A 20,094-nucleotide genomic window follows, 5' to 3' on the forward strand; every position below is an offset into this window, starting at 1 on the left:
CGCTCAGACAGGTGCTGCGCCGCAGAAAGAACCCCGACGATCGACGATACGACTTGAAGTGAGGTGGGCAATGAGAGGTATGGAAATCATGGGGGCGTGGCAGGAACTGTGCGCAAACGACGCTCGTGCGCTGGCATCCGAGGGCGTCTGGTTCGTCCGGCAGACAACCGGCGATCTTTCGCTGGCCCTGCAACCCGCGCACGCCAGCCAGTCGACGCGTGTCACATTGCCCGCCGGTTATTGCGGCCTGCTGATGTTCGGCCGTGGCCAGATGCGTGCCGTCGGCGGCACGTTGCACTACCACGCGTTGCATTGCGACGTGCTCGTCAAACTGCTGGCGTTCATGGACGAAGCCAGAGTCGCCGGGCCATGTGATGCGGAGCGCCACGAGAGCACTCCCACGTTGCACTGTGTGCCGGTGGACGCGTTCTGGACCGACCGCCGTCAATGCGAAATCTGGTTCCTGAGCCAGTTGGCGGCGCCCAGCGACGCCTTCTGCACCATGTTGTCGGTGCTGCGTCGTGGCGAGTCGTACAAGCTCGTGCGCTTTCTGCTGTCGCGCTCGCATACGGGCGGCACACTGCGTCACATGTGCGCGAAATACGGCGTGTCGTATTCGCACTTCAGACGGTTGTGCCGTTGTGCACTGGGCGAGTCGGCCAAGATCGTCTTGCGCGACTGGCGCATGGCACGCTCGATGCTCGAAGTCGCGCAGGGCAGCGACAGCTATACCGAGATTGCGCTGCGCAACGGCTACGCGTCGTCGTCGCACTTCTCCACCGAGATCAAGGAACTGATTGGCATGTCGCCGACCCATGCGGCGGGTTCGCTGCGGACGCTGGCTCGATGAAGACACGGCACCATCTCGTCTGTGCACTGTTATGTGTCGCGATCCCGGGTGCGGCCAGCGCCTCGTGGGCGACGACGCTGGCATCGGTCGACCCCGACGCGGCTACCTCAGCCACCACCACCGCCACCACCGCCAACGTTGTATCGCCGCGCGGTGGCTATGTGGCACGCAACGACAACCTGCGGGTGTTCTTCGACGCGCTGTCCCCCTATCTCGGCAAGCCGGTGATCGTGAGCAAGGCCGCGGCGAGAAAACAAGTCTCGGGTGATTTCGACTTGTCGAACGCGCGGGCATTACTCGAATCGCTCGCCGGCAAGCTCGGTCTCATCTGGTATCACGACGGACAGTCGATCTATCTTTACGACGCCTCGGAAGTGCGCAGCGCGACCGTGTCGCTGCGGTACGCCCGCGTTGCCGACGTGAGCGCATATCTGCGCGCGACGGGGCTCTACGATCGCCGCTATCCGGTGCGTGGCGACACCCGCAGCAATGTCTTCTATGTCTCGGGCCCGCCGGTGTTTGTCGATATCGTGCTCGCCGCGTCGAAGTCGCTCGACCGTGCGACGCGAAGCAACGACGAGGCGTTGGCATCGGCACCGGAGCACATCGGTGTCGTGCGCATGGACAACGCATTCGTCACCGACCGCACCTATGTGATGCGAGACGAAAAGATCGTCATTCCCGGCATGGAGACGATTGTCAGGCAACTGGTCGCGTCGAGCGACGCTTCGCCGGCGCAGGAGCGGTCCGCGGCATCGGCATCGGCATCGGCATCGGCATTGACGTCGACACCGAAGGGCGACGAATCCGACGACGCGGCCGAAGCGATGACGGATGACGGCCCGAGGACACAGGCAGCGCCCGACGACCTACCCGGGGCCGCCCCCTCGACACAGACACCGATCGTCGTGCGCGCCTATCCGGCCGGCAACAGCCTGATCGTCAGGGGAACGGCGCAGCAGGTCGAGCGCATCGAGCGACTGGTGACGCGGCTCGACGTACCGCGCCGGCACATCGAACTCTCGCTGTGGATCATCGATCTGCGCCGCGAAGCGCTTGATTCGCTCGGAATCGACTGGTCGGGCGGCGTGAACCTCGGCGCGAAGGTGGGCATGCTGCTCAATGCCGCCACGCCCTTGAGCACGCTCGACGGCGTGCGCTTTCTCGCGCAGATTCACGCGCTGGCGTCGAACGGCCGGGCCACCGTGGTGTCGCGGCCGGTGATTCTCGCGCAGGAGAATATCCCGGCGTTGTTCGATGGCAGCCAGACGTTCTACGTGCCGCTCGAAGGCGAGCGCACGACCGATCTGCGCAGCGTCACCTACGGCACGATGGTGAGCGTGTGGCCGCGCTTCGCCGGTGACGACGAGATCGAAATGACGCTCAACATCGAAGACGGCACGAGCGCCGCACCCCGGGAAAGCGATAGCAAGTACACGGCGTTGCCGACGGTCTCGCGCACGCATATCAGCACCATCGCGCGGGTACCGCAGGGGAAGAGTCTGCTGATCGGCGGCTATACCCGCGACGGCGGCGATACGGTCGAGAAGAAGATCCCGCTGCTGGGCGATATCCCCGTGCTGGGCCGGCTGTTTCGCTACACGAGCAACGCGCAGAACAACAACGTGCGCGTGTTTCTGATTCAGCCGCGCGAGATCGGTCAGGCACTGGCCCGCGACGCGAGCGATATCGGGAGCGACATGGCCGGAACGCTGCCTTTTTCACCGGACACCGCCGTGCAGGCCGTGCGTGAAGCGAGCGAACTGGTGGCGCCGCGTGCTGACGCAGAGAACAAGCCCCCCAGCCTGAAGACGCCCAACGCGCCGGGTGACGAGCGGGTGCCCGTCACGCACCACCGGAGAGACGTTTATGACCGCGCTTGATGCTGTCCGCCCATTTGCGGCGCTTACGTCGCCTACGTCGCCTACGTCGCCTACGTCGTTTAAGCCGCTCGCGCAGATGGGAGAGAAGACCACGGCGAGCCGTCACCGCTCGACGCGAATGGCCGAGGACGACGATGGCCCGCCGCGGCAGGTCCTCGCGGGGCCGGTGGCCGACGTGCAGCGCGCGCAGAACGCTGCCGATGAAATGTCGGCGGCGATGGCCCAGTTCCGCTCGCGCGCGTTGCGCAGCAGCGAGGAGCGCCGGGGTCTCGACGACAGCTACGCGCACCTGCTCGACGAATCGGCGCCCGACAAGATTCAGCGGATTTTGGCCGCGACGTGGACCTCGCCGGATGAACTGGCACGCAGGTTATCCGCCGACTTCCCCGACGTGAGTGATCGTTGGCTGGCGCTCCGGATACTGATCGCGCAACGCGAGACGCTCGCCCCTGAGCAACAGGCTGTCCTCGACGCCGTGCTGGCGCAGGCCGAGACTGCGCCCCCGCAGGAAGTGCGCGAGCGCCTTGCCGGCATCCACTGTGCGATCAAGGCGCGTCTGGCCCATACGGGCATGCCGCTGGCTTATACGCCGTCGATGTTGCGCGCGGCCTATCGCAACTTCCTGTGTGGGGACGAAGCCGACGTCGAGGTCTATCAGAACTGGGTCGCGGGCTTCGGCTTCGAGCGGCGCACGCAGGTGCTTCATTTCATGGAAGGCGCGCTCGTCGACGACATGCGCGCCAACGACCCCAGCAGCTCGGCGCGCGAGTTTCTGCTGCCACTCGCGCGGCTTGCCGTCCTGCGGCGCCTGCGCACTTGCGAAACCGCGTTCATCACGCGCGTCAGCACGAGTCCGCTGGCGCGCCCGTTCAATGACCGCGCGCAAGACTGGCTGCACTTTCTGCTGGCCATCCTGACCGATCCGCAGGCGCTCGACGGCGCACTGCGCGACGTGACCGGCGACGCGGCAATGCGACAGGGGTTCGATGCTCACGGCAAGCTGATCGGCCTGTTGCAGCGTGCCTGCCGGATGTTGCCGGGCGAGCCGCTGCAAACGCCGGACGCGCGCGATGCGGTGCTCGACGGCCTGCTGAGGTTTGCCGATGCCGCGTATCGCCGCGAGCCGGTGGCCGCCGCTGCGGACCCGGCATCGCGCCACCGCAGGAGTGCCTGATGCCGAGCCTGTTGCTGGGCGGTCTGCGCGAACGGCCGGAAATCATCATCCTGATCCTGATGACATGCGTGATCGCGATGCTGGTGATTCCGCTGCCGACGTTTCTGGTCGACTTTCTTATCGGTATCAACATCGCGCTGTCGGTGCTGCTCTTTCTCGGCGCGTTTCATATCGAGAAGATTTTGAGCTTCTCGTCGTTTCCGTCGATGTTGCTGATCACCACGCTGTTCCGGCTGGCCCTGTCGATCAGCACGACGCGCCTGATCCTGATGGATGCGGATGCCGGACGGATCATCGACTCGTTTGGCGACTTCGTGATCGGCGACAGTCTGGCCGTGGGCTTCGTAGTGTTTGCCATCGTCACCATCGTGCAGTTCATCGTGATCGCCAAGGGCTCGGAACGTGTGGCCGAAGTCGCCGCGCGGTTCTCGCTCGACGGTATGCCGGGCAAGCAGATGAGCATCGACGCCGACGTCAAGGCCGGCACGCTCGACACCGATGGCGCGCGCGAGCGGCGCAGCGTGCTCGAGCGCGAGAGCCAGCTTTACGGCTCCTTCGACGGGGCGATGAAGTTCGTCAAGGGCGACGCCATCGCCGGGATCGTCATCATCTTCGTCAATCTGATCGGCGGCATCATCGTGGGTGTCACGCAACGCAACATGGATTTGAGCGGCGCAATCACCACGTATTCCACGCTGACGATCGGCGACGGGCTGGTGGCGCAGATTCCCGCGCTGCTCATCTCCGTGGCGGCGGGCTTTGTCGTCACGCGGGTGAATGGCGAAGCCGGCAACATGGGCCGCACGATCGTCAGCCAACTGATGGGCAACCGGTTTGTGCTGGGGGCGACGGCATTGCTCACGCTGTTGATCGGCACGTTGCCCGGCTTTCCGATGCTCACGTTCACGGTGCTCGCCGCGCTGCTGGCGACGGCGTGCTACTTCGCGCGCCCGCCGGCCACGACCGGCACCGGGACGGTCGCGGGCGCACGCCGAGGCGATGCCTTGGGCAACGACGGCGGCAAGCCATCCAAGTCGGCGGCGGCACCGGGGAGCGGCAGCGGTCTGATGCTGATCGACGATCTCGACGGCGTGGCCCCCGCGACGGCACCCCTCGCCGTCGTGGTCCCGATGGCCCGGGTAGCTGGGCTCGAAGCGGATGCTTTTTCGCGCCGCATCCGCAGTCAGTTCTTCAACGACTTCGGGGTGCATCTGCCCGACGTGCTGTTACAGGGCTCGGCGCAGATCGACGCGGCCCGGGCGGCGGTCTACATCAACGAAGTCCGCGCCGACGAGTTCGGCATTTACTACGACCGCGTCCGCGTCGAGGCCTATACCGACGAGATTGCAGCGATGGGGCTGGCGCCGGCGTTCTCCGGGCCCGATCGCGGCCGTTGCGCGTGGGTCACACCGGCGCAGGGCGACCTGCTGACGCAGATGAATCACGCCACGTTCGCGCCGAGTGAAGAGTTGTACCAATGTCTGGCGGTCCTGCTCACGCGCCACGTCAACGAGTTCTTCGGGATTCAGGAGGCGAAGAAGATCCTCGATCTCGTGGAAGGTCACTACCCCGATCTGGTCAAGGAAGTGCTGCGGCACGTGGCGTTGCAGCGTGTGGCGGAAATTCTCCAACGGCTGGTGATGGAGCGCATCTCGGTGCGCAACATGAAGCTCGTGATGGAAGTGCTCGCGATGTGGGCGCCGCGCGAGAAAGACGTGCTCAATCTCGTCGAGCATGTGCGCAGCGCGCTCGGCCGCTACATCTGCAACAAGTTCCTGCGCAACGGCGAGTTGCGGGTGGTCATGCTGTCTGCGGAACTGGAGGAGACCGTGCGCCGCTCGATTCGTCAGACGGCGGGCGGGTCGTTCGTCAACATGGAGCCGAAAGACGCCGAGACGCTGCTCGATCGCGTCGGCCTCTCGCTCGACGCCTCGGGGCGTGCGCATAAGGACGTAGTGATGCTGGCGTCGGTCGACGTGCGGCGCTTCGTCAAGAAGCTGGTGGAGACCCGCTATCGGGATCTGGAAGTGCTGTCGTTCGGCGAATTGGTCGACGGTGTGCCGGTCAACGTCATCGCAACGATATGACCCACTTCGTCAGTCGGATGTCGCTCGTATCGCGCATTGCGGGTCATACGGCCGAAGCGCATCTGCCGGGCGTGTCGATCGGCGAGATTTGCGAGGTTCGCCGCACGTGGCGCGATGCAGACACGGTGGGGCAGGCGCAGGTCATCGCCGTGCACGACGGCCGCGCGGTGCTGAGTCTGTTTGCCGCCACGCAGGGGCTCTCGTGCGATACCGCGCTGGTGCCGACGGGGCGTCAGGCGACCTGCCGGCCGACTGCCGGATGGCGGGGCGCCGTGCTCGATGCGCGCGGCGAGATCGTCGATCGGATTGACGGCGGGCAGACGATGGCGCACCCGCCCAGCATGCCCCGCGCGCTAATTGCGCGGTCCGGCGAGCGCCCGTTGCTGGCGCCCGCGCTTGCCTACGACGCACGCGTCGGCATCGATGTGCGGCTGCATACCGGCGTGCGGGCCATCGATGCCTGTCTGCCGTGTGGACGCGGGCAGCGGGTGGGCATCTTTGCCCCGGCCGGCTGCGGCAAGACATCGTTCATCAACACGCTGATGGCCGGCGTGGATGCCGACACCACGGTGATCGCGCTGATCGGCGAGCGCGGGCGCGAGGTCGTGGAGATTGTCGACGAACTGCGCGAGTCACCGGGTGCACATCGCTGCATCGTCGTCTTCGCACCGTCGGACGCCCCGGCCGTCGCCCGGCGTAACGCGGCGCTGCTGGCGACCACCGTGGCCGAATACTTCCGCGAGCAGGGTCATCACGTCGCGTTGTTTGTCGATTCCCTCACCCGGTACGTGCGCGCCTGCCGCGATCTGGCGCTGGCCACCGGCGAGCCGCCGATGCGCGCGGGCGTGCCTGCCTCGGTCTACGCCAGCTTGCCGCAGTTGCTCGAGCGCGCCGGGGCGGCCACCTCGGGCAGCATCACGGCGTTCTACACCGTGCTGCTCGAAGACGACGATACGACCGATCCGATGGCGGAGGAGATTCGCTCGATTCTCGACGGACACATCCATCTGAGCGCACGGCTGGCGCAGCGAAGTCACTACCCGGCCATCGATGTGCTGCGCAGTGTGAGCCGGGTGGCCACGCGCGTTGCCACGCCCAAGCACCTGCGTGCCGCCGGGGCGTTGCGTGGTTGGCTCGCGCGTCTGGAGGCTTTGCAGACGCTCGTCGATCTGGGGGAGTACCGGCCCGGCGTCGACGCGCAGGATGACCGTGCGATGGCCGCCAAGCCGTCCATGGACGCATTTCTATGTCAGACGCGCGACGAATGGTCGTCCGAAGACGAGACTCTGGAGAGATTGCATGACATCGTGGACTGATCTGCGCCGCTTGCGGCACGGTGCCGGACAAATGAAGCAGTTGCAGGAGCGTGATCTGCGCGAGCTTTCGATGAAGGCAGGAAGTCTGGGCGCGCAGCGAGATGCGTTGCGCCAGCAGTGCGATGCCATCGGGGGTCTGATCGAATCGTCGCGTCTGTCGCAGGTGCAACTGGATCTCGCCGGGCTGCAACGCGAACTGCGCGCCGGGGCGTTGCTGCGGCAGCAGGTCCGGGAGTTAGGCGTGCGCGCAACGACGCTCGACGAAGCTAACGATGCGCTCGTAGCGCAACGCGAGCAAAGCGACGCGCTACGGCAACGCTGGTGGCGCAAGGAAACGAAATACACCCGCATGACGGCAGTGTTGCGCAAGACGGCACAGCGTCGCGCATTGCAACGTGAAGTCATCGAGCTTGAGGAGCGTCTGGCATGGAAACGGTAGTCATGCGCACGGCGCGGCCCTCGCCGGCCGGCACCGACGCGGGCGCGGACGACAGCGACGTGACGCAGGCATTCGAGCAAGCGTTACGACGCCGGGCATTCGAGCGTAAGCCCCATGACGTGTCGGACGGGAGTGCGCCAAGCGGTGTGCCGCCGTGGCCGATGCTGTGGCATGCCGACACTGCGCCTTCCTCGACACTTCAACGGCTGGGCGGGTGTGCCGTCGTAGTGGCAGACCGTGCCGCGCGCGAGCCGCAGACGCAGTCATTCCCCCGGCACGAGCACGCCCGGGCCACGCCCGGCGACACCGGTGGGTCAGCCGGCACCACAGTCCATATGCCCCGCGTCGCACCCTCGGATTTGAACGTCACGGGTTCCGCCGAACGTATCGATGCCACGCCTTCCTCTACGTCGGCTATTTCCTCTGCTTCCTCACTCGCCGTGCCGCCGTCAGCGAGCACCGCAGCGAAAGACCACCGCAGGAGGGAATCTGGTGCGACCGACACCATGCCGGTGCCGGGACTGCTGGGCCTGCCGGGCAATGCGGCACGCGACACCGCGCATGCCATGCCGCTCCCGTCGCAGGCGCCGCGAGACCGGCACGCGCCACCTCCGCCCGGGGGCAGCGATCGATACGTGCCGTCCGTCGGCAGCGATGGGTTGCGTTATGCCTTCGATAGTTGGGGCAAGGGACATTTCGTTCACGTGCAGCGTGTGCAGATCGACGGACGGCAAGGCTTCGTTCTCGGCGCGTCCGACGCACTGGTGCAACGCCGGTTGCAGGCGATGTGGCCGGGCACCGTGACGAGTGGTTCGCGCTGGCAATTGGACGCGTCGGCCGCGTCGAAGGTGGCGGGTATCGATCAGATGGGTGATGCCATGCAGGAGGAGGGGGAATGCTGAGACTGCGCCGGGTCGACGAAGCGCTGTCACGGCTTGCCAGAGCGGATGCCGTCTGGCGCGCGAGAGGGTTGCGCACGTCGCTCGAACACCTGCCGCGCATGGGCACGTGGATCTGCGTGCACGACACCGCGAGAACGTGGCAGGCGTGGATCGAGCCGGGCATGTGGCTCGAAGGCGTGTCGCGCGAACTGGCCTCGCTGGCGTGTTGCGCCGATACGGAGCGGCTGGCGGCACGGCTGTTTGCATCGAGCGCGCGGCCGTTGCACCTGCCGGTGCCCGAGCTGGCCTATGACGACTTGGAGGTTGGCGCGCCGATCGAAGGCAGTGCCTTACCCGAGGGGTTGATGCTCAAGGTGCGGGCACAAGAGTGCCCGGTGTGGATCGCCTACGCCCCCGTGGTCGATGCCCCGCGGCTGCACGATCTTGAGGGGGTTCGGTTTTGGCTGGACGCGGCGTTGGGCCGAAGCCGGGTGCGTGCGGCGACGCTGCGTTTGATCGAGCGCGGGGACGTTCTGCTCATCCGTGAGGGGTACCACTGGCTGAGTTGCGGTGGTTTGACGATGGGCAGCTATCGATTGGAAGAAGGAGAGTTGATGCTGGAAACCTACACACAACCGGAGACGGTGCACGAGACGGCATCGTTTGAATCGACGGCGTCGGCAGCATCGTCTCTCGAACAATTGCCGGTCGACTTGGTGTTCGTTCTGCAACGCCAGCGGATCTCGCTGGCCGAGCTGCGGCAGCTCTGGCAGACGCAGGTGTTGCCGTTGCAGCCGGGGGCCGAGCAACGTGTGGAAGTGCGCGTGAACGACGCGTTGATCGCACGGGGCGAGCTGGTGGAACTCGATGGGCGGCTGGGCGTGGAAATCAACGAATGGTTCGGGAGCGCCGCGCATGTGGAGTGATGTACCGGCCATCGGCGTACTGAGTCTGTTTACGCTGCTGCCGTTTCTGATTGCATCCGGCACCTGCTATGTGAAGTTCTCCATCGTCTTCGTGATGGTGCGCAACGCGCTCGGCTTGCAACAGGTGCCGAGCAACATGACCCTCAACGGCGCTGCGCTGCTGCTCTCGATGTTCGTGATGCTGCCGGTGGCCACCGCCGTGTTCAACGCTTACGAAGCCAACCCGGTGAACTTTGCCGACGCCGCTTCGGTGCGCCAGTTCATCGACGAGGGGCTGGCGCCATATCGCGCGTACCTCCTCAAGTACGCCGACCCGGGTCTCACGCAATTCTTTGCGCGCGAAGAGATGGGACGCGACGGCGTGGAGGCAGCGTTGGGCGACGACGAGGCCGCCGAGCCTTCCCTTTTCGCGCTGTTGCCGGCCTATGCGCTTTCGGAAATCAAGAGCGCCTTCACGATCGGCTTCTATCTGTATCTGCCGTTCGTGGTCGTCGATCTCGTGGTGTCGAGCATCCTGCTCTCGCTGGGCATGATGATGATGAGCCCGGTCACGATCTCGGTGCCGATCAAGTTGATTCTGTTCGTAGCGATGGATGGCTGGTCGCTGCTGTCGCAGGGTCTGATCCGGCAGTACCTGCCATGAGCGACACGAACGCCGGACACGCCGCCGCACGGGGGCGATCATGGACAACCTGATCTTTGCAGGGAATCGGGCGCTGTATCTCGTGCTGATCCTCTCGGCGGGACCGGTCGCGGTGGCGACGCTGGTCGGCGTCGCCGTCGGGCTGCTTCAGACGGTGACGCAGGTGCAGGAGCAGACGCTGCCGTTCGGCCTCAAGTTATTAGCCGTCTCGTTGAGTCTGTTTCTGCTGGCCGGCTGGTATGGCGAGACGCTGGTGAGCTTCGGCACGACCGTTATGCATCTGGCGATGACAGGGAAGGGCTGACGTGACGGTGTCGGCCGCATCACTCTCGTCAATCTCGACGCTCTCCACGCTCTCGTCCGCTCACTTCGACGGCGTAATCGCGGCGGGCATTGCGTTCGCGCGCGTGGCGCCCGTCGTCTACCTGTTGCCGATACTCAACGGCAACGTGATGTCGGGTGTGTTGCGCACCGCCGTCGCCATGTGGATCGCGGTGGGTGTCTGGCCGTATGCCTATGGCGCGCCGCTCGATCTCACGACGCCGGTCTGGACGCTGGTGATTCGCGAAGGCAGTGTCGGGTTGCTGCTGGGCTGTGCGCTGGCGTGGCCGTTCTGGGTCTTTCATGGGCTGGGTGCGTACATCGACAACCAGCGGGGCGCCACGCTCAGCAGCGTGATCGATCCGGCCAACGGTGTGGATACCTCCGAGCTGGCCAACTTTTTTCAATGGTTCGGCGCCGTCATCTATCTGCATCTTGGCGGCATGACGCTGTTGCTGGAAGTGATGGCGAAGAGCTATCGCGTGTGCGAGCCGTTCGGTCCATGCACGCTGTCGGTCGATCGGGTCCACGCACTGCTCGATTCGATCGTGAGTCATGCCATCTCGCTGAGCGCGCCGGTCGTCGGGGCGCTGTTGCTCAGCGAGCTGATGCTGGGGCTGCTCTCGCGTTTCGCGCCGCAGGTCAATGCGTTTGCGCTGTCGTTGACGATCAAGAGCCTGATCGCGTTTGCGGTGCTGTTGATTTACTTCTCTGCGGCGTTACCCGATGCGCTCAACGGGCTGACGACGCGGCCGCACGACGTCGTGCGTTGGCTGTCGCCCGTGGGCGGCTAGGGTGGCGTCGAAGACAGAGAAGCCGACGGCCAAACGCCTAAGAGACGCCGGCCAGAAGGGGCAATCGTTCAAGAGCAAAGAGCTGACGACGGTGACGCTGGTGTTCGTCGGGCTGCTGTTCGTACTCTCGACCGATCCGCTGGTCTGGCTGATGCAGGAATATCGTCAGGCGCTCGCCGAGGGCACGTTCGCCAACCCGCAGGCCTATGCGCTAAGTCTCTTTCAACATGGCCTGCGCATGCTGGCACCGGTATTGCTCGTGTGCGCGGCGGCGGCGGTGCTGCCCGCGATGCTGCAAACCGGCTTTGTCTGGGCCGGTCAAGCCATCAAGTTCAATCTTGGCGCGCTCAATCCGATGCAGGGCGCGAAGAAGATATTCAGCCTGCGCACAGTGAAGGACGCACTGAAGTCGGTGCTGTATCTCATGAGCTTCGCGGGCATCGCGCTGGCGCTGTGGTTCGACGGCCGGGGCTTGCTGTTCGCTCAGGTGCACATGAGCCCGGCCGGTGTCGCTGCCGCGTGGGTAGTGCTCATCGGCAAGCTCGCGTGGATCACGTTGGCGTGTATCGCACCGATTGCCGTGCTCGACGCCATGGTCGAGTTCTGGCTGTTCATCCGCGAGCATCGGATGGAGGTGCAGGAGGTCAAGCGTGAGCATAAGGACAGCGAAGGCAACCCGGAAATCAAGTCGCGGCGCCGCGAGTCGCATCAGGAGTTGTTGTCGGAGCCCATGCGTGCCGACATCCGCGATTCGCGACTGATCATCGCCAATCCCACGCACATTGCCGTGGGCATCTATTTCCGGCCCGACATCATTGCGTTGCCGTTCATCTCGGTGATGGAGACCAATCAGCGCGCACTGGCCGTGCGGGCCTATGCGGCGTCGGTCGGCGTGCCCGTTTTCTGCGATGTGCGGCTCGCGCGGCAACTGTATCGCACGCATCGGCGCTACACCTTCGTCGCCCTCGACGATCTCGACGCCATCATGCGGCTGCTGCAATGGCTCGACGATGTCGAACGCGCCGGTGCGCAGGACGATGGCGTCGAGGCGGGTCCGGCCAACGACGGCGTCGACGATTCCGTGGAAGTTCACCGGGAATAAGCCGCTTTCTGCAAGCCGTTCAAGGGGCGGGTTGGTTTAATGAAACTCATCGGGACGCCGCTAGGCGAGCCCCCCTTTTTGGTTCGAATGCTCGGGAGGATGAATGGGACGACATGGCGACGAGACGCGGGACACACTGCATGCGGCCGCCGAAGCGGCAATCGCGAGCGTCATGCAAGTCGCCCGCGACGACGGTATCGCATTGCCCCCGGAGTTTGCGAGACGGATCGACGCGTGTGGTGAATCGCTGCCAGTCACGGCCTCATACGGCGCCATCACGCCGTCGACATTCCGCCAACGCAGCACGGTGCTGGCGTTGCGTGTGTCGGCACGCCACACCGACGCCGGACACGCGCGGACCCGCGCCGCATTTGCCGCGAGTCAGCAGGCGGCGATGGCAGCGGACTACGCCGTGGCCGAATCGCAGGTCGTGCTGGAGGTGCTCTCACCCGGTGACCCGCAATACCCCCGTGCCATGCGCAAATCGTTGAGCGCTACCGCAGCGGCGCACACGGCGTCGGCCCGGGCCGACGCCTGTTATCGCGCCGTGCGGGCGGGCAGCGTCGACGGCTGGGTTCGTTGTCTCGCATCGTTGCCGCTACCGCTGCCGGTCATGCGGAGCGGGCCGGCCGGGACGGCGGGCAGTGCCTGTCAGACGGGCAGCGCCGGTAAGACGTCCAAAGGCGCCCACTGGCGTGGCGCGGGCGCGTTGCCGAATGGATTTCTACCGACCGGCCGACTGGCCGGTCGACGACTCACCCGGTGTCGGGTATCGGAAGGAGGAAAAGCAATGTCAAACGCGGCAAAGCAGTTGGAAACGGAAGCCGTTCGCGCCACCGGCGCAATCTGGGATGCGGTGATCGCCGGGGCAAGCCTGAAGGACATTCACGGCATTTCCAGCGAAACCATGGACGGCCTGTACGCGCATGCGTACGACTTCTACAGCAAGGGACAGTTGGCGCAGGCCGAAGCGTTCTTCCGCTTCTTGTGCATCTACGACTTCTACAACTCGGAATACATCGTCGGTCTGGCCGCCGTGTGTCAGTTGAAAGGCGAGTATCAGAAAGCGGTCGACCTGTACGCCATGGCATTTGCGGTCGGCAAGAACGACTTTCGCCCGGTGTTCTACGCCGGCCAATGCCAGTTGATGATGCAGGACCCCGTGGCGGCACGCGAATGTTTCTCGCTCGTGAGCGAGAGCAGTGCCGATGCCGATTTGTGCACGCGGGCCAAGGCGTATCTGAGTTCGCTCGATAACCCCGCCGCGCAAGACACACAAGATACCCAAGACACACAAGACACGCCGTCCACACAGGACCCGGCACACCCGCAGCGCGGGCAGGACGCGAAGGACAAGCGCGTAAGCGCCAAGGAGGCTGCATGAATACTTCTACGATCGACAGCAGAATGCCGGTGTTGGCGCGCGCCGGTGAGAGCGATCTCATCGACCTGATCCCGGCCGGCAAGCCGGCGCCGCCAGCGGGTAGCGACAACGTGCTGCGCGATTTGCTGGCGGCCAGTATCGACAAGACGCCCGCACGACTGGACAAACCGGCGGTGATGTCCGATGCGCCGGCATTGCAGGCACCTCGCACGCAAGGCGAGCCGGACCTGACGGCGCTCATCGGCCGCATGATGCAGATGCTGGGCAACGGCTCGCTCGCGGAGATCGAGACGCGTCTCGCGCAGTGGCAGGCGCAGGAGTCGTCGAAACAGACCATTCGAAGCAAAGAAGGCGAGGCGTTCATGAACGCCTTGCGTGAAGCGAAGGATGCGTTGAGTGCCTACGAGTCGGCCGGTCAGGTCACCAGCGAAGCGCGTACCGCCCTCGACCGGGCGCGCGACAAGCTGGCGCAAACGCAGGCCGCACTCGATGCGGCGGCGCCCGATACCCCCGAAGCCATCGCCGCTAAGACGGCCCACGATACCGCCAAGGCGGAGTTCGACGCGGCAACGAAGCAGTTCGACGATGCGAAATCGGCGCAGAGCAAGGCGCACGATGCCGCCATCGTCACCGCAAAGAAGAGCGACACCCTGCTGAGCGATCTGATGTCGACGCCGAATGCGGCACCGGGGGCAGACGGTGAACAGCATCTCGAACAGATCAAATCGTTGCTCGCCATGATGGCGATGTACGCGAAGCTGCTGGGGGACGCTGCGCAGGAGGCCATCGAAGAAGACATGAAGTTCTTCGAGACCGTACGCGAAGCCCGCGAGAACGATCTGGAGAAGCGCAACGCCGACTACCGCGAACAGGTGAAGAAGGCCGACCAGTTGAATCGCACGATGGGCTGGCTGGGCAAGATTCTGGGCGCCGTCATCACCATCGTGGGCATCGTGGGGGCCGCACTGACCGGCGGGCTCACTACGCCGCTCGTGGTGATGGGCGGCGCCATGCTTGCCGACACGACCGTCGGTGCGCTGAGCGGCTTCTCGTTACTGAGTGAAGCGCTCAAGCCTTTGATGGCGAGCGTGATCCAGCCGTTGGCGGCGGCGATCGGCGGCGCTATTGGTGGACTGCTCGAAAAGATGGGCGTCGCCAAAGAGACCGCCGAAATCATCGGCGGCGTGATCGGCGCCGTGGTAGCGGCTATCGCCATCATCGCGGTGCTCGCCTTGACCATGGTGGTGGGCTCGGCCGTGGCCAGTAAGTTGGGCGGCACCATCGGGAATCTGATCGGCGAGACGGTGAAGAAGATTATCCCCGACCTGATTCGTGAAGCGCTCAAGACGGGCAGCAAGCTTCTGTCGTCGATCTCCTCGCGCATGGGCGTCAACGAAGGCAGCGCTCAGGTCATCGGCAATGTGATGACGAAGGTTGCGGTTGGCGGGGAATTGGGGCTGACGGGCACGCAGGCCGGCGGGCAGGTCGCTGCGGGGGTGTTCGAGAAGAACGCGACGGATATCACCGCCGACTTGGTGTTCTCGCGCGAAGTGCTCGACAAGATCAGCGAATGGGTGAAACAGGCAGCGCAAAGCTTTACGTCGTCGGATAACTTCGTCACCAACCTGTTGACGGCGATGTCCGATGCGGCGAAGAACCAGAACGACGCGGGACGCTTCATTCTCAACAACGTACGTGCCTGACTCCGGAGAGCCCTCATGACCTTTGCCATCGACAGCCGTCCGGTCTTTGTCGCACCGAACCCGTCGCCGCTCAGTGAGCGTGCGGTGTCACCGATTGCCGGAATCCCCCGGTTATTCGACCCGGACGCTGACGCGCAGCGCCAGACCAAACTGCCCGCGCTGAACGAGCCGTCTCCGCTGGCCGATCGTCTGGCGGCGCAAGGCCTGCTTCGTCAGATCGATGCGGCGGGCAATCTGGCGGACAGCCCCGCCGGCAATCGCGAAATGCCCGACGCTCGGGGGGGCGTCATCGACGAGTCGCCCACCGCCGACGGTGGCTTCGGCGGCATCATGTCGAAGCAGGGCATGCTGCTGTTGCAGTTCTTCGCTTTTTTCCAGAAGGCGTTCGAGAACGACATCAAGCTGCGCAGTGCGTTGACCCAGATGAATGCCGAGTCGCTGAAAGCGTCGGTGGAGGCCATCAAGAAGGGGGGCCTCGCCAACATGATGGGCAACGTGTCGGGCGCCACGATATCGCTGGGCATGGCCGGCGCAGGGGCGTTCCAGCAACTGAAGACCGTGGCCACACCCACCAGTGCGCTCAGGCCGGACGTGACGCCCGACGTGCCGCCGCTGTCGCCGTCCCCGTCTTCGTCCCCCTTGTCGCCTCCCTTGTCGCCTCCCTCGTCATCGACGACACCCCGGTTCGACACCGGTAACACGCCGGCCGTCGCGGGCGCGCAGGATTTGCCCGACGTGCCGTTGGCGCCACCCGCCCCCGAGGTGCCGGAGATGACGCCGTCCACCGTTGCCGCCGACACCACGCTCAACCCGCTCGAAGCGCAACGCACCAAAGGGCAGGCGCTGATGCAACTTGCCGGCACCACCGGCAGCATCGCGACGGGGTCCGGGCGCTACGCCGAGTCCATCGCGCAGGCCGACCAGCGTCAGAAAGACGCGGCCTCACAAGTCCACAAGGACGCCACCGGCTCGACCCAAGAGCAGGCCAATCGCGACAGCGCGATGATCGCCGACATGCTCAAGGCGATCGAAACCGCCATGCAGTCGCGTACCAGTGCGATGGGCCTCATCGCGGGGAATATTCGTGCGTGACCTACGGCCCTCGGAGAGACAAGCCAGATGAGCGAAACCGTTAATGTGACCTACCGGCCTATCCCGGTGCCGCAGCGTATCGATCCCCCCGCGTTGGAGACACTGGAGACACTGGACAGGCTGGACACGCGTTCCCCCGGGGCACCATTCATCCCCGAGCCGGACACCGAACCCGACGACTCGCTGGCTGGCGACGTGGTGCTGCTTGCCGGCGCCCTTCAGGCGGTCGGTCATCTGAGCGATCGGCTACGGGCGTTGGATCGGGAGATTCGCGTGCAATCGCCCACGCAAGCGACGCGCGACGCGGCGGCGGTGGGGGCGTACGATCTCTCGCGGCGCCTTCGCGGACTGGCGGCCATCGACGTTCCCATCACCGATCAGGTGCGCGACGACGTCGTGAAGGCGACACGCCGCGGCGTGCCCGGTCTGCGGGGCAATCCGGATCCGGAAGCGCAGGGCAATCCGAAGCTTCAGGGTGCCCCCGATGTCCGAAGCGAATCGCCGTCGCCCGAGACGGGTAATCCGCCGCCAGCGGCCGACGACACGAGCATGAGCAATGCCGAGTTGTGGCAGCAGATTGCCGAGATGATCGGCAAGATGAAGGACGACTACCTGACCGTCTATGGCGATGCTGCCGACAAATATCTCAAGTTCAACGACGCGATAAGCAAGATCGTCGCGAAGCTGTCGACGTGGATCAAGGCGGACGACAAGGGCGAGAAGGTCACGCTGGACGTGGCGGCGCTCAAGGCCGCACTGGAAGAGGCCAAGGCGGCGTTCGAGTTGCCCAACCCCGCTGCCGTGCTGTTTCCGCCTCAGGACAAGGATGCCACCGGGATCGAAGGGGCGAGCAAAGAGGCGGCCGAAAAGTGGCTCAAAGATCTGGGACTGCCGGAGCGAAGCCTCAAGGAGCAGCCGGCAGGCAGCGGCAAGTATGTGGTGGTCATCGACACGGCGCCACTCGACCGGATGATCGAAAACGTGCCCGCCAGCGGCGTGATGAATCCCTTCGAGCTCGATATCTGGCGTTCCGGCTTCACCTCGCAGGAGAACCTGATCAAGACATCGATGCAGTCCCTGATGCAGCGCTATTCGACGGCCAACTCGGTCTACGACAATCTCGTCAAGATACTGAGCGCGACGATCAACGCCACGCTCGAAGTCTGCAAGGGGTATCTCAGGTGAGTCGCGTGAGCGGCGTTCTCTGCGATGCGGCTCGCCTGCGCGTGCCGCCCGTGCTGGCCCCTTGTGCCCGCCGAGCAGGGTTTCGCGCCGGCCCGTTACGCAATCTCCCGTCGCAGGGATATCTGTCGGTGATGTTTGCCAGTGGGGATGCCACGTCGATCGGCGTGGTCTTGATGCGGGTGATCCGCGATGCGCTCGACCCCGCACCGCTCGACGATATTGCGCTGCGCCGCCAGTACATGGCGATGCGCGATGCCGTGCTACCGCGCGATGCGATGCACCAACGCACGATTCTCGAACGCTTCGCGTGTGGAGAAGCGCGCCTGCTGGCCGACGTGCTGGGCGGGCTGATCACCATGCTCGCCGGGCACCCGCAGCGCGACTCCTTGCGTGCCTTCGCCTTGGCGTTATTCCTGCGGGGATCGACGGCCAGCGCCGAGATTCGCAAGAATCCGCTGGTCGCCGCCATGCTCGCCGGGCTTGGCTTGTTCGAGCGGCGCCCGGCGGGGTGTCATCTTCCTGTCGGACATCAGATCGAAAACAACGTATCCAGTCGCGGATCGTGGCGATAGAAGCGCTGCCACGGATACCAGTCCATTCGCATTTTTCGCCATGTCTCGCGTGCTGCGGTCAACCCGTGCACGCGCAGAATCAAGGGCAGCAGGCCCGCACGGACCTGACGGCAATCGACCTCGGCAAGTAATTGGGCACTGGCGCGTCTCGCCGCCACCCCGCCACGCCCCAGCTCCACGTAGTGACGATTGATGAGCAGCAGCCCCGTGTCGTCACCGGTCTCGCGCAGCGTGCGCACGAGCGTTTCTGCGGCTTCGTGGTGTCCCTGATGTGACAGCATGACCGCCAACGTGCTGGTCAGTACCGGATGATATTGGCCGTGGCGCTGCAAATTCTCGCGCGCAAAGCGAATCGCCTCGTCGGTGCGCCGGTCGAAGAACATCGCCCACGCCTTGAGCATGGCGGCGGCCACAAAGCTCGGATCGTGTTCCAGCGCGATATCGAGCGCGACTTCGGCGGCGCTGGCTTGTCCGGCCAGCATGCAATGCCACGCATGGTGGTAGCGCACGTACGGGTTGGCCGGTGCCGACCACAAGGCCCGATCGAACAGGATGTTCGCGACGCTGCATTCGAATTTCATGCTGTGCAGAATCGCCAGCAGACTGATGGCGTGCGGATCGCGCGGCGCCAGCGCGAGCGCGGCTTCCACCGCACCGCGCGCCCCCTGCATCGCCGCCTTCTGATCGAACAGCCCCATATGCGCGAGCGCGAGATAACACTCGGCCTGTCCGCAATACGGTGACGTACGCGACGCGCCGCCGCCCACGCATTGATGGAAGAACTGCAACGACTGGCGCAGGCTGGACGGCGTGTGCTGCTGGAGTTTGAAGCGCGCGTGAAGAAACGTCGTGGCGGTATCGAACGTATCGAACGATTGCGAGAGATGGACCGAGGCCGTGAGCCCGGGCACGTGCTTCGTGATCATGTCGGTGATGCGGAGGTCGATCGGCAGGTTGCCGGCGCCATCGGCGATCAGGAAGTCTTCGCTGAAGAGCAACTGGTGGCCCGCCGAGTCGACCAACTCGATACGCAGTCGGTCGTCGTCGATCTGATGACCGCATACATAGAAGTCAGGCGAGAAGCGCTCGACGAACGTGGCGATGTCGTGACATTCCAACGAGGTGCGGGTGATCGACGCCGGCAAGACGCGCAGTCCGTAGGCGGTGTACTCGAACAGCCGTGTGACCAGCCGGTCGTGAAGGATCAGTGCTTGGGAAGGGTTCTGCGTGCGAAACGGCATGACGGCCAGCGTGCAGAGCGCCGTCGCGCGCGATGCGGCTGAGACGATGGCGACCGAGCGCCGGATGCGGTATCCCGTGCCGTAGACCGTCTCGACAATCCGGTCGGCCTTCTTCTCGCGCAAGAGGCGCCGTACGGCATAGATGCAGCGCGTGAGCGACTCTTCGCTGACGTCCTGCTGCGGCCAGACGAGGCTGAGTAACGTGTCCTTGCTGACGGTGTCTCCCGCCGCTTCCAGCAGTACGCGCAGCACTGCGGCTTCTTTGGGCGGGAGGCTGGTTTGCCGGTCCGCCTGCTTCAGGACGCCACTGCCATCCAATGAAAAATCATCGAACAAAAAGGTCCTGCCGTGGTGCGGGGTGCTGGTCAGATTCATCTCGTGGAGACTATTCGAAGAACCCTCGTTTTCCCCTTGGCGGCGCTTCATAAATGGGTGATTTCCCTCTCCGGAAGCGTTGACCTGACCCATAGGGCTGAGGCAGGTGGGCGAAAGATGGAATTC

The 20,094-nt window shown here is 64.8% G+C and carries 18 protein-coding genes; 17 read left to right on the forward strand and 1 reads right to left on the reverse strand.

Features of this window, described 5'->3' with window-relative positions:
• The first annotated feature begins 70 nt into the window (after window positions 1–70).
• From PIN31009_RS01325 to PIN31009_RS01405, 17 genes are all read left to right on the forward strand, one after another.
• Entirely contained in the window at window positions 71–850 is a 780-nt protein-coding gene (locus PIN31009_RS01325; RefSeq protein WP_150789058.1) for a helix-turn-helix domain-containing protein, read from the forward strand.
• The gene (gene sctC / locus PIN31009_RS01330; protein ID WP_150789059.1) at window positions 847–2,733 is read left to right on the forward strand and encodes a type III secretion system outer membrane ring subunit SctC; all 1,887 of its coding nucleotides are present in this window, start codon (window positions 847–849) and stop codon (window positions 2,731–2,733) included. Before PIN31009_RS01325 ends, sctC begins: the two co-directional genes overlap by 4 nt.
• On the forward strand, window positions 2,720–3,907 hold the full coding sequence (gene sctW, locus PIN31009_RS01335; RefSeq protein WP_150789060.1) for a type III secretion system gatekeeper subunit SctW: 1,188 nt from the start codon (window positions 2,720–2,722) through the stop codon (window positions 3,905–3,907). Before sctC ends, sctW begins: the two co-directional genes overlap by 14 nt.
• Complete coding sequence (locus tag PIN31009_RS01340; RefSeq protein WP_150789061.1) at window positions 3,907–5,994, forward strand: EscV/YscV/HrcV family type III secretion system export apparatus protein; 2,088 nt, start codon at window positions 3,907–3,909, stop codon at window positions 5,992–5,994. The genes sctW and PIN31009_RS01340 overlap by 1 nt, the downstream gene beginning before the upstream one ends.
• Entirely contained in the window at window positions 5,991–7,310 is a 1,320-nt protein-coding gene (locus PIN31009_RS01345; protein WP_150789062.1) for a FliI/YscN family ATPase, read from the forward strand. Before PIN31009_RS01340 ends, PIN31009_RS01345 begins: the two co-directional genes overlap by 4 nt.
• Window positions 7,294–7,749, forward strand: a complete 456-nt coding sequence (locus PIN31009_RS01350) for a hypothetical protein (protein WP_174996876.1) — start codon at window positions 7,294–7,296, stop codon at window positions 7,747–7,749. Before PIN31009_RS01345 ends, PIN31009_RS01350 begins: the two co-directional genes overlap by 17 nt.
• Window positions 7,737–8,651, forward strand: coding sequence for a SpaN/EivJ family type III secretion system needle length determinant (locus PIN31009_RS01355; protein ID WP_150789064.1), 915 nt, complete (start codon window positions 7,737–7,739; stop codon window positions 8,649–8,651). Before PIN31009_RS01350 ends, PIN31009_RS01355 begins: the two co-directional genes overlap by 13 nt.
• The gene (locus PIN31009_RS01360; RefSeq protein ID WP_150789065.1) at window positions 8,645–9,556 is read left to right on the forward strand and encodes a YscQ/HrcQ family type III secretion apparatus protein; all 912 of its coding nucleotides are present in this window, start codon (window positions 8,645–8,647) and stop codon (window positions 9,554–9,556) included. The genes PIN31009_RS01355 and PIN31009_RS01360 overlap by 7 nt, the downstream gene beginning before the upstream one ends.
• The gene (locus PIN31009_RS01365; RefSeq protein ID WP_150789066.1) at window positions 9,546–10,199 is read left to right on the forward strand and encodes an EscR/YscR/HrcR family type III secretion system export apparatus protein; all 654 of its coding nucleotides are present in this window, start codon (window positions 9,546–9,548) and stop codon (window positions 10,197–10,199) included. The genes PIN31009_RS01360 and PIN31009_RS01365 overlap by 11 nt, the downstream gene beginning before the upstream one ends.
• Before the next feature lie 40 nt (window positions 10,200–10,239).
• A complete protein-coding gene (locus PIN31009_RS01370; protein WP_150789067.1) occupies window positions 10,240–10,503 on the forward strand; it encodes an EscS/YscS/HrcS family type III secretion system export apparatus protein in 264 nt (87 codons plus the stop codon).
• Between the two features lies 1 nt (window position 10,504).
• A complete protein-coding gene (gene sctT / locus PIN31009_RS01375) occupies window positions 10,505–11,314 on the forward strand; it encodes a type III secretion system export apparatus subunit SctT (RefSeq protein ID WP_217426749.1) in 810 nt (269 codons plus the stop codon).
• A 1-nt stretch (window position 11,315) separates the two neighbouring features.
• Window positions 11,316–12,416: an EscU/YscU/HrcU family type III secretion system export apparatus switch protein gene (locus PIN31009_RS01380; protein WP_150789068.1), complete on the forward strand. Its 1,101-nt coding sequence runs from the start codon at window positions 11,316–11,318 to the stop codon at window positions 12,414–12,416.
• Window positions 12,417–12,519: 103 nt separating this feature from the next.
• Window positions 12,520–13,800: a type III secretion system translocator chaperone SicA gene (gene sicA, locus PIN31009_RS28335; protein WP_281355805.1), complete on the forward strand. Its 1,281-nt coding sequence runs from the start codon at window positions 12,520–12,522 to the stop codon at window positions 13,798–13,800.
• A complete protein-coding gene (gene sctE, locus PIN31009_RS01390) occupies window positions 13,797–15,503 on the forward strand; it encodes a type III secretion system translocon subunit SseC family protein (protein ID WP_150789069.1) in 1,707 nt (568 codons plus the stop codon). The genes sicA and sctE overlap by 4 nt, the downstream gene beginning before the upstream one ends.
• 15 nt (window positions 15,504–15,518) lie before the next feature.
• Window positions 15,519–16,595, forward strand: a complete 1,077-nt coding sequence (locus tag PIN31009_RS01395) for an IpaC/SipC family type III secretion system effector (RefSeq protein ID WP_150789070.1) — start codon at window positions 15,519–15,521, stop codon at window positions 16,593–16,595.
• A 27-nt stretch (window positions 16,596–16,622) separates the two neighbouring features.
• The gene (locus PIN31009_RS01400) at window positions 16,623–17,780 is read left to right on the forward strand and encodes an IpaD/SipD/SspD family type III secretion system needle tip protein (RefSeq protein ID WP_150789071.1); all 1,158 of its coding nucleotides are present in this window, start codon (window positions 16,623–16,625) and stop codon (window positions 17,778–17,780) included.
• 5 nt (window positions 17,781–17,785) lie between these two features.
• The gene (locus PIN31009_RS01405) at window positions 17,786–18,352 is read left to right on the forward strand and encodes a hypothetical protein (RefSeq protein WP_150789072.1); all 567 of its coding nucleotides are present in this window, start codon (window positions 17,786–17,788) and stop codon (window positions 18,350–18,352) included.
• Here the strand turns inward: PIN31009_RS01405 and PIN31009_RS01410 are convergent.
• A complete protein-coding gene (locus PIN31009_RS01410; protein ID WP_174996878.1) occupies window positions 18,310–19,911 on the reverse strand; it encodes a winged helix-turn-helix domain-containing protein in 1,602 nt (533 codons plus the stop codon). The two genes, PIN31009_RS01405 and PIN31009_RS01410, sit on opposite strands and share 43 nt — an antisense overlap.
• Between the last annotated feature and the right edge of the window lie 183 nt (window positions 19,912–20,094).

The organism is Pandoraea iniqua, assembly GCF_902459685.1.
In the GTDB taxonomy this organism is placed as follows: Bacteria; Pseudomonadota; Gammaproteobacteria; order Burkholderiales; family Burkholderiaceae; genus Pandoraea; species Pandoraea iniqua.

What these genes read in the sequence shown, in the direction of transcription:
- PIN31009_RS01325 (WP_150789058.1), top strand. Translation starts at nt 71, where the DNA reads ATGAGAGGTATGGAAATCATGGGGGCGTGGCAGGAACTGTGCGCAAAC.
- sctC (WP_150789059.1), top strand. Translation starts at nt 847, where the DNA reads ATGAAGACACGGCACCATCTCGTCTGTGCACTGTTATGTGTCGCGATC.
- sctW (WP_150789060.1), top strand. Translation starts at nt 2,720, where the DNA reads ATGACCGCGCTTGATGCTGTCCGCCCATTTGCGGCGCTTACGTCGCCT.
- PIN31009_RS01340 (WP_150789061.1), top strand. Translation starts at nt 3,907, where the DNA reads ATGCCGAGCCTGTTGCTGGGCGGTCTGCGCGAACGGCCGGAAATCATC.
- PIN31009_RS01345 (WP_150789062.1), top strand. Translation starts at nt 5,991, where the DNA reads ATGACCCACTTCGTCAGTCGGATGTCGCTCGTATCGCGCATTGCGGGT.
- PIN31009_RS01350 (WP_174996876.1), top strand. Translation starts at nt 7,294, where the DNA reads ATGACATCGTGGACTGATCTGCGCCGCTTGCGGCACGGTGCCGGACAA.
- PIN31009_RS01355 (WP_150789064.1), top strand. Translation starts at nt 7,737, where the DNA reads ATGGAAACGGTAGTCATGCGCACGGCGCGGCCCTCGCCGGCCGGCACC.
- PIN31009_RS01360 (WP_150789065.1), top strand. Translation starts at nt 8,645, where the DNA reads ATGCTGAGACTGCGCCGGGTCGACGAAGCGCTGTCACGGCTTGCCAGA.
- PIN31009_RS01365 (WP_150789066.1), top strand. Translation starts at nt 9,546, where the DNA reads ATGTGGAGTGATGTACCGGCCATCGGCGTACTGAGTCTGTTTACGCTG.
- PIN31009_RS01370 (WP_150789067.1), top strand. Translation starts at nt 10,240, where the DNA reads ATGGACAACCTGATCTTTGCAGGGAATCGGGCGCTGTATCTCGTGCTG.
- sicA (WP_281355805.1), top strand. Translation starts at nt 12,520, where the DNA reads ATGGGACGACATGGCGACGAGACGCGGGACACACTGCATGCGGCCGCC.
- sctE (WP_150789069.1), top strand. Translation starts at nt 13,797, where the DNA reads ATGAATACTTCTACGATCGACAGCAGAATGCCGGTGTTGGCGCGCGCC.
- PIN31009_RS01395 (WP_150789070.1), top strand. Translation starts at nt 15,519, where the DNA reads ATGACCTTTGCCATCGACAGCCGTCCGGTCTTTGTCGCACCGAACCCG.
- PIN31009_RS01400 (WP_150789071.1), top strand. Translation starts at nt 16,623, where the DNA reads ATGAGCGAAACCGTTAATGTGACCTACCGGCCTATCCCGGTGCCGCAG.